Here is a 13,668-nt window from a genome sequence, read left to right as displayed (position 1 = left end):
CCCGTGCGCAAACAGCACCGCTGGTATTTTGAGCAATTGGTCTGCTGAGGAATCCACGCCACCAATTCGCCCTCAGATAGCACTGAATGACCTTGTCAAATCGGTTTTTCCAAACCACCTTGAGCAAGGTCTTGAGACTATCGGAACGAAAAAGAGACACAAATTCCAACGCAACGACTCAGCTTATACCACAAGAGCGCAGAAGTAAAGGGGAGATTTTATAAACCGGATACCCACATGATAACGGGGTCTTCCACGGTTCCAGCCACTCCGCATTTGGCCTTCACAAGGGCACCCTAGCAAATAACAACCCAGTTTTCGCAATTCAGCGCGTCCCCGCGCGCTGCCAAAAATCTAGAAGGTGCCCCCTACCTGGGATTTAAGCTTTTCGACGCTTTTTGCTCATGAATCCAAAACTGCCCAACAGTCCCAGCAAAATGAGAACTACGCCAACACCAATTCCAACCTTGTTGAGGGTCTCAATTAGCTCGGCATCGGGCACTTCGGCCGCCTGTTCCACCAGCGCAGCCACGGCAGCATCGTCGAGGGAGGCGTCGAAAAGCAGTTTTTGCTCGTATTTTTGACCGGTGCGGTCCCCATAAAAATCGTCGATACTTTCAGAAAGATCTACCAATAAACCAGTCTTTTGATCGACCCAGAAATCGCGGGTGACATTGTGAAAAAGATAACCCGTAGTGGTGCTGCCATCTTCCTTGGTCAAGGTGGTGGTGTTATTGGAATCGGCGAAGGATTCCGCCACGTTGGCATTATCAATGACCTGGCGGTAGTGCATGACCTGGCGGCCATTAATCTCAGTGGACTCCACAAAATCGGCCGGCCGCGCCTGGCGCAACGTGGGATCAATCACGTTATAGGTGGTCGCTTGGGCATCGGTAGGAAATTTCAGCCAGATGCCATCCACGGAATAGTTCACTGTGGGGCTGGCTAGCTGGTTGGTGAGGGAAATATCGGAGAGTACCTCACCGGTGAGGCGATCGATACGCAGGCTGGCCACAGTGGCCGAGAGTAGGCGTTCCTGTTCGAAGCCTTGGGTGGCGGCAGCGCCTCGCATAAAGGTATCTCCAATACGGATGGTGGCGGCATCGGCACTAGCGGGGTCCATTACTTCAAAATGCAGCTGACGGGTCACAGGAGTGGTCACCACGCCCGCTAAGGGGTCTGAGTTAATGGTGGTCTGTGCCTCGGCGTCATGGAGCACATAGGTGGTGGCTTCAAGGTCAAGCGGCAAACGACCATCGGCATGCACAAAGCGGGGAGCTACAAGCCCCCACACCACTAGTGCCACACCAATTCCGAGCAGCAGCGCTGAGATGATCCTGGATTTAGGCAGCATGTCGTCGATGTTACCGGAGGTCAGCATTGCTCTATATATTGCATGGGAAAACCCCACCTGCCCCGGTATAAATCCGGTTCAGATGGGGTTTAAGAGTAAGAAAGTTCTTACTTAAGGGTGACCTTTGCGCCAGCCTCTTCGAGCTTAGCCTTAGCAGCCTCAGCGTCGTCCTTGTTTGCGCCCTCGATGATAGCCTTAGGTGCGCCCTCAACGAGCTCCTTAGCTTCCTTCAGGCCAAGACCGGAGACGAGCTCACGGACAACCTTGATGACGCCGATCTTCTTTGCGCCTGCATCTTCAAGAACGACGTCGAACTCGTCCTTCTCTTCTGCAGCAGCAGCAGCTTCGCCGCCGGCAACAGCAGCAACAGCAACTGGAGCAGCTGCGGTAACTTCGAAGACCTCTTCGAATTCCTTAACGAACTCAGAGAGCTCGATGAGGGTCATTTCCTTGAAAGCCTCAATGAGCTCGTCCTTGGTGAGCTTAGCCATGGTGGCATCCTTCCTGTTGGTGGGTGTTTACACACCCGAAAAATGTGGGGTAAAACTAGGTGCGCCGGATGGCGACTTAAGCTTCCTTCTTCTCCTGGAGCGCAACGGCGAGGCGTGCGACCTGGGAAGCAGGAGCGTTGAACAGGCCTGCGGCCTTTGCCAAGTTGCCCTTCATGGCGCCGGCAAGCTTTGCGAGAGTGGTCTCGCGGTTGTCCAGCTCGGCAATTGCGTTAACCTGTGCAGCGTTAAGCGCGTTGCCATCCATGTAGCCACCCTTGACTACGAATGCCTTGTTCTCTTCGCCGAATTTCTTCAGCACCTTAGCGGTGTCAACTGCTTCGCCCTTGATGAAGGCAACAGCGGTTGGACCGGTCAGGAGATCATCAAGGCCCTCGATGCCAGCTTCTTTAGCGGCAATCTTAACAAGGGTGTTCTTGGCGACGGAGTACTGGACATCGAATCCCAGTGCCTTACGCAGTTCAGTGGTCTGAGCTACGGTCAAGCCACGGTACTCGGTGAGTACGACGGTGTCGGTCTCAGCGAAACGTGCCTTGAGCTCTGCCAGGGCTGCTTCATTCTTTGGGTTTGCCATTACTTCGCCTCCTTTCCTCTTATGTGTAATCTACTGATCCGCGAGGCTTAGTCATAAGTAAAAACTCATGAAAAAAGCCCCGTGCAAGAGCACAGGGCGCAATATATTCCATAATAGGAACCTAAGGCGATCAAGTGTCTCCTGCGTGGGCCGTTCCTGGAGAGGAAACCTTCGTTTCGCATTAACTGCGAATGACCTACGGTCTTCGGTGAACCTTGAGCTCGATCAAGCTAAATGCCGATCGTTCAAACTTCGAGGTCTTACTTTAAGGGAGCTGGCGCTAATAAACAAATCCGCACGTAGTGCGCGTCGAAAAGCGTTTTAAGCGTGGTCAGCCAGCACGGCGCGCGCGGCCCACGCGCCCGGCATGCCATGCACTCCCCCACCCGGCGCGTTGGAGCCCGAAGCCATATAGGTTTTAGGCCCCAGCTTGGACGGCATGCGCACAATTGCCTGCAATTTATCGGTGGCACCAGCGGCGACATCACCGCCGACCAAATTGGGATTCCAATCCTCCAGCTGCGTCGCATCAGTAGTCACCGCATGAATAATGCGGTCCTGAAAACCCGGTGCGAAGCGTTCAATCTGGTTGGCAATTAAGACCCCAGCACGCTTGTCGACGAAACCCTGCGGTACATGTGCGTAGGCCCACACCACGTGCTTGCCCTCCCGGGCGCGCGTAGGATCTGCAGCCTGTTGCTGACACACCAGGACAAAAGGTCGCTCCGGGATGCGCCCAGCGGCAGCTTCAGCCTCGGCCAATCGAATCTCATCTGCAGAACCACACACATGCACTGTGGTGGCGTTGGCTACCTCGGGATTTTTCCAGGGAATGGGCCCATCAAGCAGAAAATCAATCTTGTAGGAGGCTGCTCCATAACGCCACTTTTTCATCTTGTGCTTCATGGATTCTGAGACATCCACCCCTTTAAGACGCAACACCTGGGCTGGGGTGAGATTCAAGATAATGGCATCAGCCTTGCCAAAGCGACCAAGATCCTCAATTGGTTCGCCTAGATGAATGGTGCCACCATGTTCCTCCACCACTGCTGCCAGCGCATTTGCAATGCTTTGAGTTCCGCCCACTGCCACCGGCCACCCGCGTGACATTCCCAAGGCATTAAAGAGCAATCCAAAGGCTGCGGTGAGTGGCCTATCTGGCGGGGTGATGGCATGGACTGCGGAGCCATTAAAGAGAGCGCGGGCTGCTTCAGTTTCAAAAGCGCCATTGGCCAGGGTTCGTGCAGGCCACATCGCCGCAGCCCCAAATTGCAGCATGCGCATGGGATGCGGAGGCATACGCAGCACCGGTCCCAGAATATTTTCCAGGTGCTTATCAATATTCTTGGTCACCGAACCATGAACCCGTTTCCAGTGGCGGCTATCATCGCCAAGCGCGGCGGCGGTTTCCTCCAACCCATGATGGAGGAAGGCGGCGGTGCCATCATCAAAAGGATGCGCCATAGGATATTTTGAGTGTGCCCATTTTAGGCCATGTTCCTCGAGCCCCAGTTTGGAGAACACCGGGGAGGCAATGCCAAAGGGATGCGCTGCAGCACCGAGATCACTAATTGTGCCCTCACCCAATAACGCCTGAGAGCGAGCCGCACCACCGAGGTGGGGGCTCGCTTCATAAATATCTACCTGCCAGCCTGCTTGGGCAAGCAAAGCGCCAGCAGTAAGACCATTCGGGCCAGAACCCACAATGACTGCTTGTTTGGAGTTTTGTGGATTTTCTGAGGTGCCTTTAACTGTCACAGCATCAACGCTACCGCGAAGTTAAAGCAATCACCTTATCCCAGCCTAATTTTATGCCCAACCTGCAGGAACAAGGCCAAAGATTGCAAGCAAAGAGTAAGCAAAGGCCAGCGCATATACTGCTATGAGCAGCACCTGCAAAACTGGGTGAGCCTGCCAGGTGGCCTTCCATACTGGCTGCTTATCACCATTTTTACGAGCGGCGTGGAGCAAGAGAACTGGGATAACGGACATAATCGCACCCGCAAATCCGCCAGCATAACTAAGAGCTGCCACAAAGCCACCAAGGCCGGCCATGGAGATCAACAGTGGCGGAATGACAGTCAGGCCTACAGCTGCGGCACGCTGCCAACCAGTTTCAGGCCAGTGGCGGATATCCAGCACATTGCGCATCGCGGTAAAGCCGATGGCAATAAAGGAAGTAAACATTGCCAGCAGGGCAAAAGCATTGGCTAGGTAATAAGCAATCGGTCCCAGTGCGTCACCCCAGGAGAGGGTGACAACTTCACTCACTGAGGTACCCAGCAAACCAAGGGCTGCAAAAGGAACGGCAGCCAGGGTAACACCGGTGGCAACCATACCAATGACGATGGAACGTGGCACTGCCTTAGGAGATGCAGGATCCACACCGCGAGCGATTTCTGGCACGACATACTGCGCCAAGAAGGTAAAGACGGCCAGGTTCATGATGGGCACGATGAAGAAAGGATGGAAGACGATGAGGTTCTCTGCAGAGATTCCTGGTCCCAGAATTGTCCAGGCACATAACGTGACAATGATCATCGCCATGCCGATGGTAATAAGGGCTTCTACAAATCCAGCAGCGTGCAGGCCCTTCCACATCACGAAGGTTCCCAAGGCAAAGAAGACCAAGGTGCCAACGATGGGAGGCAAACCGGTGAGATTGGAAATGAGTGATCCCGATCCGGCAGCATAGGCAATCAAAGCGCCGATACTGTTAATAACGATGGCCACAAAGATGAGCCAGCGGCCCCACTGTCCGAGGTACTTTTCGGCCAGGCCAGAAAGCTGCAGTGGCTTCTTGGTGCGGAGGGAAACCTCCGCGATGTAGAGCATGGACACGGTAGTCAAGGTGCCAGCAATGAGTAGGGCTACTACCAGTGCAAGGAAGCCACCATTGCGGGCAGCATAGGGCAGGCTGAGAATACCGGCGCCAATATTGGTGCCATAAATTAGCGCTACCCCCTGGGCCACACTGAGGTATTTACGGCCATGGGAGGTCTCAGGCGAGGTGACAGCTGGATTTGCAGCTGGGGTGCCTGTTGCTGCGCCGGCGCCGGGAGGCGCGGTGGAGGCGGAGAGAGATTCGGTGCTCATGGTTTTTCCTTTGGTTGAAGTACAGCAGACATCAATCGGGCAAATTAAGCAAGGTTTTAGGACAGGGCGATATAACGAATAGAGAGGTATTCTTCAATTCCTTCGGTGCCGCCTTCACGGCCGAAGCCGGATTGGCCGATGCCACCAAAGGGAGCTGCCGGATCTGAAATGGCACCGCGATTAATGCCCACCATGCCGGCTTGGAGGTGTTCCGCCAGGTACTGAGCATTGCGGATATTCTCACTGAAGCCATAGGCTGCCAGTCCAAATTCGGTGGCATTGGCCAGGGCCACGCCTTCTTCCAAGGTGTTAAAGGTGTTGACGGTGGCAACAGGGCCAAAAATTTCTTCCTGCAAAATGCGGGATTGCGTTGGAACATCGCGCAGTACGGTTGCTGGGTAGAAGTAGCCTGCACCTACTGGCACTTCTCCCCCGATGACCAGCTTCGCGCCATCGGCAACAGCTGCATCTACTAGCTCGGCAATGCGGCTTCTTTGGACCTCAGTAATAACTGGTCCGATGGTGGCTGCTTCCATTGCGGTGGCGAGTTTGGAAATAAACTCCTCTGCAATGGACTCATGCACCAAGAAGCGGTTGGCAGCAATGCAGACCTGGCCGGTGTTACGCAGTTTTGCCTGCAGCGCACCTTCCACAGCGGCGTCCAGATTGGCAGCCTCATCGATCACAAAGGCTGCGTTTCCGCCCAGCTCCATGGAGCTACGCAGTAGGTTTTCGGCGGATTGGCGTACCAAAATCTTGCCCACGCGGGTAGAGCCGGTGAAAGTCACCTTTGCTAGGCGTGGATCTGCCATCAGCTGTGCGGAGAGTTCGGAATCGCGGATAGTGGGCAAAATTGCCACCACACCTTGATCCACCTGATGCTGCGCAAAAACATCTGCAATAATCTCCCCCACTTTGATCATGGTCAAAGGAGTTTCCGAGGCTGGTTTGACCAAGATGGGGCAACCAGCTGCAAGCGCGGGAGCAATCTTGCGGGCAGCCATGGCAATGGGGAAATTCCACGGGGTGATGGCCAAGACCACACCAACAGGTGCACGGCTGACAATAATATGGCCATTGCCGCTTGGTGCTTGGTTAAAACGACCGGGCAGGCGTACTGCTTCCTCGGCAAACCAGCGGAAGTATTCAGCACCATAGGCCACTTCACCATTTGCTTCAGCAAGGGACTTGCCGGTTTCAAGGTGAATAATCTCAGCAATCTCTGCGCTCTGAGCCATAAGCTGCTCGAAGATTTGGTAGAGAATTTCCGAGCGCTTGCGTGGTGCTAGCTGTGCAAAGACATCCTTGGCACGATCAGCCTCGTCCAGGGCAGCAAGCCACTGCTCAGGGCCGGTGTTGGGGAGTTCACTAATAACCTCGCCGGTGGCGGGGTTGATGACCTCAAAGGTATCAATGTCAACGGTTGTCATTTTTAGCCAACTTTCTGGGTGGCGGTCTCGTGCTCGATGGCTGCAACAAGGACCTGCAGGCCATCACGCAGGGTGTCCTCGGAAATAACCAGGGCGGGAAGCAGGCGGATCACGTTGCCATCGGTGCCACAGGTTAGGGTCAAAACTCCCTCGGCCTTGGCACGTTGTGCCACCGCTGCGGTCAGTGCTGGGTTGGGGCGCCCCGCGGCGTCGATAAGCTCAAGGGCCATCATGGCTCCGCGACCGCGCAGTTCAGCGACCTCCGGGAGGTTGAGCAGAGGTGCAAATTCCGCGCGGATAATGGCTTCAATTTCGCGGGCTCGACCTTTAAGATCATGGGTTTCCATCTGCTCGATGGCTGCGAGTGCGGCGGCGCAAGCAACGGGGTTGCCGCCGTAGGTGCCTCCTAGTGCGCCTGGCATTGCGGCGTCCATGATTTCCGCGCGGCCGGTGACAGCAGATAGTGGCATGCCGCCGGCGATGCCCTTTGCGGTGGTGACCAGGTCTGGAACCACGCCCTCGTGATCGCTGGCGAACCACTCGCCGGTGCGCTGGAAACCGGACTGGATTTCATCGGCAACAAAAACCACGTCATTTTCGCGGCACCATTGCGCCAGTGCCGGCAGGAAGCCGGTGGCTGGGACGATAAATCCGCCTTCACCCTGGATGGGTTCGATGACTACGCAGGCTAGGTTCTCGGCGCCGACCTGGGTTTCAATAGCGGAGATTGCGCGCGCTGCTGCTTCTGCGCCGCTAAGGCCATCGCGGAGTGGGTAGGAGGTGGGGACGCGGTAGATTTCTGCAGCTAATGGGCCAAATCCGGACTTGTAGGGGCGGTTTTTGGCGGTCATGGCCATGGTGAGGTTGGTGCGGCCGTGGTAGGCGTTATCAAAAACCACTACTGCGCCCTTGCCGGTGTAGGCACGGGAAACCTTGATGGCGTTTTCTACGGCTTCAGCGCCGGAGTTAAAGAGCGCGGTCTTCTTGTCGTGGTCACCCGGGGTGAGCTCGTTAAGCTTTTCCGCCACAGCCACGTAGGACTCATAGGGGGAAACCATGAAGCAGGTGTGGGTGAAGTGGGCGGCGGATTCAGCGACGGCCTGCACCACCGCGGCGTTGGAGGCGCCGACGCTGGTGACGGCGATACCGGAGGCAAGGTCGATATAACGGTTGCCGTCGGCGTCAGCCAAGATGCCGCCGTCGGCGTCAATCACGTAGCCGGGCAGGCCGGGGGTGAGTGCGCGGGGCACTGCTGCTTGTCGACGTCGATCCAATGCTTCCGAATTGGTCCGAGTTCCTTCTTCGTTGAGGTGGCGGGTCTGAGGGATGCGATAGGTGAAATCTTGCACGGCTACTCCTGTGATCTACGAGACATCTTCTTGGTCTTGTTGAATGAGTATTCCCCGTGTCGATCGATAGATAATATATACATTTTGGCGAAATTCTGGAAAGATTTTCGCCAACATGAATTATTGACAGGAGTGCTGGCCCATGAATCTCGCCCCCGATCACCTCGATGTGGACTGGCTTTATCGCCAGAAGCAGCTAAAACTCCGCGAAATCCACCCCACCCGCGCCAGTTTTAAAGAAATTCAAATCAGCGAACTTTCAGACCCCTCCGAGTTCATCCAGCCGAATACAGTTGTGCTTTCAGTCGGCATCGCCTTTGCCAACCACCCCCAAGAATTCAAAAATTGGGCCCAAAAACTGGCCGCCGCCGGAGTCCAGGCAATCGGGTTCGGCTCCGGCCTCACCTTCCCAGAGGTTCCTCAAGAGCTTGTCGACGCCGCCCTGGAATGTCAGTTGGGACTTTTTGAGGTTCCCCGCGAGATCCCCTTTATCTCCATCACCTCAGCAGTACAAAAAGAACAATCCAGGCGCGCTGGCCGGCGACAACAAGAACTGCTTATTGAACAAGAAAAACTCAATTCCATTGCCATCACCGGTGGCTTAGCTGCGTTATGCCAATACACCGCCAACACCATCGGCGCAGCCATCGCCATTGTGGATAGTGATGGCCGCATTGCCTGCTCCATCCCCTTTGCAGGCCTTGATGCAGTCCCCCAAGCTCAAGCTCATCTTGAAGGTGGCAGCCAAGCCATCAACAATGCAGAGCAGGTGGGAATTCTGCAGCGTATGACCCGCTTTGGTGACCGCCACCATATGTTCTCCGTACTGATGAACTCCCGCCCCAGCGATCAACACCGCGCACTAATCCGCCACTGTGCTGGCCTTTCCGATATTTTGCTGCAGCGCCCCCACGCCATGCGCACCCGCGAAACCGAGCTCAAAACCTTAGCCATGTCTTTGCTTTTAAGACACACCGATCATGCCCCCAATGTGCGTGAAATTTTCCACGACGTCACCGATGCTTCGGGTCAAGTGCGACCGGTGATTATCAGCGGCACCAGAGCCCAGGCGGTAAACAAAGCCCTCAACCATGCCGCTGCCCAATTGGAAGTTCATGACCGCGCGCTCGCCCACCTCATTTTGCATGACACCCCAGAACCTGCCGTTTTAGTCTTTTTGCGGGGCAGTAGAACCGTAAAGACCACCATTGAGCTCTTCGGAAAATACCTCCGCGAAGTGCGCATTTGCATTGGCCTGCCCACCAAAATTGAAAAAATCACCCCATCTTTGATTCAAGAGTTGGTAGCCCAGGCTGTGCTTTTGGAATTGGGAAGATTTTCCGAGCCACGCGAATCGAGCCAAATGTGGCTGCGCAATCCCGCAATTCAACAAGCCCTCGATGCGCGTGCCCAACAGACCTATGATCGCCTCATTGATAACGACGAGGTCTACGGTACTGAACTTGCCGCTACCTTGGTGTGTTTTGCCCAATGTGGCGGGCAGGTGGGTGAAACCGCAACCCGACTTGGCATTCACCGTCACACTGTGCGCACCCGCTTGGAACGTATTGCCGAGATTTGTGAATTAGATCTTTCCGATCCACTTACCAGAGCTGAGTTGCTCTTGATTGTGGCAACTCGCGGTCACTAATGAGCATGATTACCAGTAAGATTCCAGACTTGCGGTTTTCTTGATGGTTAACTGAAAAGATTTTCATTAAAATCATAAGGTGGAGAATTTTTCTCAGGGGGCAGAGTATAGCTTCCACCATTTTAAAATAAATAGGGAATAAATTAATCGCGTTCACCTAAAACGCTGCAACCTTGCCTGATAGGAGAAGTCTCTTTCTACCATAAGGCACTTTCACCCTGCTAATGAAAACTTATTTCGGTATTGCTCAGGGTGAGGTTGCACATTAGCCTTTTGGAAATGGATTAATATGCCACCATCGACGTCCGCCCGCATAGTTGGCCTAGACCTTGCTCGCGCGCTCGCAATCATGGGCATGATTGTGCTTCATCTCGCTTTTGTCCCCGGGATCCCCAAAACCATCCTCGCTGGAATCCCCGCTGCCCTCTTTGCCGTCATCGCCGGATTCTCCATGATGCTCATTGCTCTGGCCCTGCTCTCACCTCATTTTTGAAATTGCTCTGTCGTGGCCTCTTATTGGGACTGTTGGGAGTAGCGCTGATCCCCTTCGCCGCCGACATCCAAGTGGTTTTGATTGTGATGGGTGTATCCATGGCCTTGTTAGCTTGGATACCCAAAATCTGCTGGAATCTCCAGCTCATCATTTTCCTACTGCTGTTTATTGCTGCTGGTGTGCAATTTCAGTTCTCCCCCTCCTATTCGCCTTATCCTATGCTCATTTGGATGGCCTATATAGTGCTGGGCATGCTCTCCTACCAGGTGATTATCCGCCGTGCACTAAAGAAGATTGCTGGAGTGAATGTCTACATTTTCCTCAGCATCTGCGCTGCTGTAGTCGCCATTGTTGGCTTTGCCTTGCGCTTTAGTGAATCTTTGCCACAATGGGCCAACTTCAATGGCTACACCGGAACTGCCGCTGAAGTACTACTTTCAAGTGCTGCCTGCTGGGTGCTGCTGGCGCTATGTCTGCTGGGTACACCTTTCCTTCCCCGCTGGCTTGCCACCCCCTTTGCGCACTTTGGTTCCATGCCTTTGACCATGTACTGCCTCCATGTCCTCAGTGCCACCTATATCCAACGCTATGTGATTCATGAATCCACGCTGGCTGCAGTGATCAGCATTGTGGCGGGAATTGTGCTGGCCATGTTGTGGAAGAAATTTTTCACCAAGGGACCCCTGGAATGGCTCATGGCTTGGTGCACCAATCTCATCGTGGTCTCGCCTCAACCACCCGCGCAGCTGCGACCACAGCTCCAGAACTCAGCCACACCTCCGCCTAAAAGGAAGAAAAGATACCCCCATGCGATTTTTTAGATCACGCCTTATTGCTGCCGCCAGCATTGTTATTTTCGCCGGACTTGGAACTCCAGCCCACGCCTTGGAATATGCCGAAGCAGCACCCGATATCAAAGAAACCAATCCTGTTGCCTCCATCAAAGTGGGTAAAACTGGAAGCTTTGGAGACTACACCGGAACCCTCGTCGAAAAGCAATGGGTTTTAACTGCCCGGCATTGTTTTGAATTTGCTGAGGCCGGAGCGCAGGTTCGTTTTGGGCAGCAAGATTCACCCAAACCTATGATGTGGCTGGTTGGACGTTCCCGGATTCCGGTGACCTAGCGCTGGTTCGTCCAAGCAAGCCGGTGGAAAATATCACGCCGGCGCCGCTGGCTACCACCCTGCCCACCGCAGGCGATGAAGATGAAAGCTATGGTTGGAGCGCCAATGGTTCTTTAGCGAGGTATTCCAAAATTTTGCCCAGTGCCCAAGTCAAAGTTGTAGAGGTAGCTGAAGGTGGTGTTGCCGGTGGAGAAACCTCCGTCCATGTCAGCACCGGCACTAAAGCTGGATTCCAAGGTGGCGATTCTGGCGGCCTGCTTTTTGTCAACAAACAATTGGTCTGAGTGCTAACCGGAACACTCTCCACGGTAAATATGTATCGTCCCAGCCCAGATGCTCTCTATTCGCCTTTAATGGAGCAAAGGAAATGGATTGATAACACTGTGGCTGCCGGTGCGAGTGCAAAGCTTATAACCTCAAGTTCAGATCCCAGCGCTAAACCCTGATGGCCCGATGATGGAATCGATTCCCACCCAACAGGCTGCGATTTATAGCAAGCCCTTGGTTTTCATCACCGTGCAGCTGCTTTTGATATTGGCAATTTTTAGCCGGATCTTAAAGCGCCGCGCGCAGGCCTAACGTCCAAAAGGTAAAAAGATACCCACCGCAGTGTGCACTGTGGTGGGTATCTTCAGTTACTCAGTTAAGAGTTTAAACAAGAAGCTTTATGCCTCTCCGGCGTAGTTCTTGGTGACGTGGGTATCGATTTCAACACCTGGGCCGGTCGTGGAAGAAAGGGTTACGCGCTTGACGTAGATGCCCTTAGAAGAAGATGGCTTGATACGGATGAGCTCGTCAAGAAGAGCGCCGTAGTTTTCAGCCAAAGCCTTCGCATCGAAGGATGCCTTGCCGATGGATGCGTGCAGGTTGGAAGCCTTGTCAACGCGGAAGGAGATCTTGCCGCCCTTAACCTCTTCAATTGCCTTAGCAACATCGTTGGTTACGGTGCCGGTCTTAGGGTTAGGCATCAAGCCACGAGGTCCCAAGACACGAGCGATACGGCCGATCTTAGCCATCTGATCTGGGGTTGCGATTGCAACGTCGAAGTCGGTCCAGCCACCCTGGATCTTCTCGACGAGCTCGTCGGTGCCAACAAAGTCAGCGCCTGCAGCCTCAGCCTCGGTAGCCTTCTCGCCCTGTGCGAAAACAGCAACGCGAACGGTCTTGCCGGTGCCGTTAGGCAGGGAGACGGTGCCACGAACAAGCTGATCAGCCTTACGTGGGTCAACGCCCAGGCGGATAGCTACGTCGACGGAAGCGTCGTAGTTCTTGGAGGAGGTCTCCTTGACCAGGTTTGCAGCCTCGATTGGGGAGTAGATGCGACCAGCGTCGATCTTCTCTGCGGCTTCGCGGTAAGCCTTTGACTTCTTGCTCATTATGAATTCCCTTTCATGGAATTTTGTGGTTAAGCGGGCCGGAGCGGGCCCTGCCACAGTAAAAATTTCTTAGCGGAAGGCTAAAAATTAGCCTTCGACGACGATGCCCATGGAGCGAGCGGTGCCGGCGATGATCTTTGCAGCAGCGTCGATGTCGCGTGCGTTGAGATCTTCCTTCTTGGTTTCAGCGATCTCGCGAACCTGAGCCATGGTGACCTTACCAACCTTGTTGGTGTGAGGAACGCCAGAGCCCTTTTGCAGGCCAGCAGCCTTGAGCAGCAGCTTAGCTGCTGGTGGGGTCTTCAGCTTGAAGTCGAATGAACGATCTTCGTAGACGGTGATCTCAACTGGGATCACGTTGCCGCGCTGGCTTTCGGTTGCAGCGTTGTAAGCCTTGCAGAATTCCATGATGTTAACACCATGAGCACCAAGTGCAGGACCCACTGGAGGAGCTGGGTTAGCCTGACCTGCTTGGATCTGCAGCTTGATGAGGCCGGAGACCTTCTTCTTCTTCTTAGGAGCCATCGTTTGACCTGCTTCCTTGTTACCGGCTGTCAGTGGGACGATGAAACCCCACCTGCGCCGTCCGGATGCTCGGTCCCGCTACCACCTATTAATTTAAGAAGTGGGTCTTAGCGTAACCGGGCCACCGGGGATGAATGTATGAGTGCGTATTAAAAACACGCGAGTCTCCACTTTACACGCAAAACC

The 13,668-nt window shown here is 54.4% G+C and carries 14 protein-coding genes; 5 read left to right on the top strand and 9 right to left on the bottom strand.

Annotation, left to right across the window (positions count from 1 at the left end; translation table 11 throughout):
* Positions 1-379: 379 nt before the first annotated feature.
* The 7 genes from SFC07_RS03570 to gabT all read right to left on the bottom strand — a co-directional run bounded on the left by SFC07_RS03570 (position 380) and on the right by gabT (position 8,312).
* Positions 380-1,381, bottom strand: a complete 1,002-nt coding sequence (locus SFC07_RS03570; RefSeq protein ID WP_411206861.1) for a DUF3068 domain-containing protein — start codon at positions 1,379-1,381, stop codon at positions 380-382.
* Positions 1,382-1,461: 80 nt separating this feature from the next.
* Positions 1,462-1,845: a 50S ribosomal protein L7/L12 gene (gene rplL, locus SFC07_RS03565; RefSeq protein ID WP_411206860.1), complete on the bottom strand. Its 384-nt coding sequence runs from the start codon at positions 1,843-1,845 to the stop codon at positions 1,462-1,464.
* A gap of 76 nt (positions 1,846-1,921) precedes the next feature.
* The gene (rplJ, locus tag SFC07_RS03560; protein WP_411206859.1) at positions 1,922-2,437 is read right to left on the bottom strand and encodes a 50S ribosomal protein L10; all 516 of its coding nucleotides are present in this window, start codon (positions 2,435-2,437) and stop codon (positions 1,922-1,924) included.
* Between the two features lie 321 nt (positions 2,438-2,758).
* Positions 2,759-4,195 carry a phytoene desaturase family protein gene (locus SFC07_RS03555; RefSeq protein WP_411206858.1) on the bottom strand — a complete coding sequence of 479 codons (1,437 nt, stop codon included), beginning with the start codon at positions 4,193-4,195 and terminating at the stop codon, positions 2,759-2,761.
* A 51-nt stretch (positions 4,196-4,246) separates the two neighbouring features.
* Complete coding sequence (locus SFC07_RS03550) at positions 4,247-5,533, bottom strand: aromatic amino acid transport family protein (RefSeq protein WP_411206857.1); 1,287 nt, start codon at positions 5,531-5,533, stop codon at positions 4,247-4,249.
* A gap of 56 nt (positions 5,534-5,589) precedes the next feature.
* Positions 5,590-6,963 (bottom strand): NAD-dependent succinate-semialdehyde dehydrogenase, encoded by a 1,374-nt coding sequence (locus SFC07_RS03545; protein WP_411206856.1) that lies wholly within the window; start codon positions 6,961-6,963, stop codon positions 5,590-5,592.
* A gap of 2 nt (positions 6,964-6,965) precedes the next feature.
* Positions 6,966-8,312 carry a 4-aminobutyrate--2-oxoglutarate transaminase gene (gene gabT, locus SFC07_RS03540; protein ID WP_411206855.1) on the bottom strand — a complete coding sequence of 449 codons (1,347 nt, stop codon included), beginning with the start codon at positions 8,310-8,312 and terminating at the stop codon, positions 6,966-6,968.
* Between the two features lie 142 nt (positions 8,313-8,454).
* Between gabT and SFC07_RS03535 the strand changes: the two genes are divergently transcribed.
* The 5 genes from SFC07_RS03535 (at position 8,455) to SFC07_RS03515 (ending at position 11,865) form a co-directional block, all read left to right on the top strand.
* On the top strand, positions 8,455-9,963 hold the full coding sequence (locus tag SFC07_RS03535) for a PucR family transcriptional regulator (protein WP_411206854.1): 1,509 nt from the start codon (positions 8,455-8,457) through the stop codon (positions 9,961-9,963).
* Positions 9,964-10,252: 289 nt separating this feature from the next.
* Positions 10,253-10,456 carry a hypothetical protein gene (locus SFC07_RS03530; protein WP_411206853.1) on the top strand — a complete coding sequence of 68 codons (204 nt, stop codon included), beginning with the start codon at positions 10,253-10,255 and terminating at the stop codon, positions 10,454-10,456.
* On the top strand, positions 10,453-11,277 hold the full coding sequence (locus SFC07_RS03525; protein ID WP_411206852.1) for a DUF418 domain-containing protein: 825 nt from the start codon (positions 10,453-10,455) through the stop codon (positions 11,275-11,277). Before SFC07_RS03530 ends, SFC07_RS03525 begins: the two co-directional genes overlap by 4 nt.
* On the top strand, positions 11,264-11,581 hold the full coding sequence (locus SFC07_RS03520; RefSeq protein ID WP_411206851.1) for a trypsin-like serine protease: 318 nt from the start codon (positions 11,264-11,266) through the stop codon (positions 11,579-11,581). Before SFC07_RS03525 ends, SFC07_RS03520 begins: the two co-directional genes overlap by 14 nt.
* On the top strand, positions 11,545-11,865 hold the full coding sequence (locus SFC07_RS03515) for a trypsin-like serine protease (protein ID WP_411206850.1): 321 nt from the start codon (positions 11,545-11,547) through the stop codon (positions 11,863-11,865). Before SFC07_RS03520 ends, SFC07_RS03515 begins: the two co-directional genes overlap by 37 nt.
* A 381-nt stretch (positions 11,866-12,246) precedes the next feature.
* Here SFC07_RS03515 and rplA read toward each other — a convergent pair whose 3' ends face one another.
* Both rplA and rplK read right to left on the bottom strand, forming a co-directional pair.
* Positions 12,247-12,957 carry a 50S ribosomal protein L1 gene (gene rplA / locus SFC07_RS03510; protein ID WP_411206849.1) on the bottom strand — a complete coding sequence of 237 codons (711 nt, stop codon included), beginning with the start codon at positions 12,955-12,957 and terminating at the stop codon, positions 12,247-12,249.
* An 87-nt stretch (positions 12,958-13,044) separates the two neighbouring features.
* A complete protein-coding gene (gene rplK / locus SFC07_RS03505; RefSeq protein WP_411206848.1) occupies positions 13,045-13,482 on the bottom strand; it encodes a 50S ribosomal protein L11 in 438 nt (145 codons plus the stop codon).
* Between the last annotated feature and the right edge of the window lie 186 nt (positions 13,483-13,668).

Origin of the sequence: Corynebacterium callunae (assembly GCF_046592015.1) — a bacterium.
GTDB classification, from domain to species: Bacteria; Actinomycetota; Actinomycetes; order Mycobacteriales; family Mycobacteriaceae; genus Corynebacterium; species Corynebacterium callunae_A.
The sequence above is the reverse complement of the archived record's forward strand: the minus strand, read 5'-3'. Positions and strand labels throughout refer to the sequence as shown.

What these genes read in the sequence shown, in the direction of transcription:
- SFC07_RS03570 (WP_411206861.1), bottom strand. Translation starts at nt 1,381, where the DNA reads ATGCTGACCTCCGGTAACATCGACGACATGCTGCCTAAATCCAGGATC.
- rplL (WP_411206860.1), bottom strand. Translation starts at nt 1,845, where the DNA reads ATGGCTAAGCTCACCAAGGACGAGCTCATTGAGGCTTTCAAGGAAATG.
- rplJ (WP_411206859.1), bottom strand. Translation starts at nt 2,437, where the DNA reads ATGGCAAACCCAAAGAATGAAGCAGCCCTGGCAGAGCTCAAGGCACGT.
- SFC07_RS03550 (WP_411206857.1), bottom strand. Translation starts at nt 5,533, where the DNA reads ATGAGCACCGAATCTCTCTCCGCCTCCACCGCGCCTCCCGGCGCCGGC.
- SFC07_RS03545 (WP_411206856.1), bottom strand. Translation starts at nt 6,963, where the DNA reads ATGACAACCGTTGACATTGATACCTTTGAGGTCATCAACCCCGCCACC.
- SFC07_RS03535 (WP_411206854.1), top strand. Translation starts at nt 8,455, where the DNA reads ATGAATCTCGCCCCCGATCACCTCGATGTGGACTGGCTTTATCGCCAG.
- SFC07_RS03530 (WP_411206853.1), top strand. Translation starts at nt 10,253, where the DNA reads ATGCCACCATCGACGTCCGCCCGCATAGTTGGCCTAGACCTTGCTCGC.
- SFC07_RS03520 (WP_411206851.1), top strand. Translation starts at nt 11,264, where the DNA reads ATGCGATTTTTTAGATCACGCCTTATTGCTGCCGCCAGCATTGTTATT.
- rplA (WP_411206849.1), bottom strand. Translation starts at nt 12,957, where the DNA reads ATGAGCAAGAAGTCAAAGGCTTACCGCGAAGCCGCAGAGAAGATCGAC.
- rplK (WP_411206848.1), bottom strand. Translation starts at nt 13,482, where the DNA reads ATGGCTCCTAAGAAGAAGAAGAAGGTCTCCGGCCTCATCAAGCTGCAG.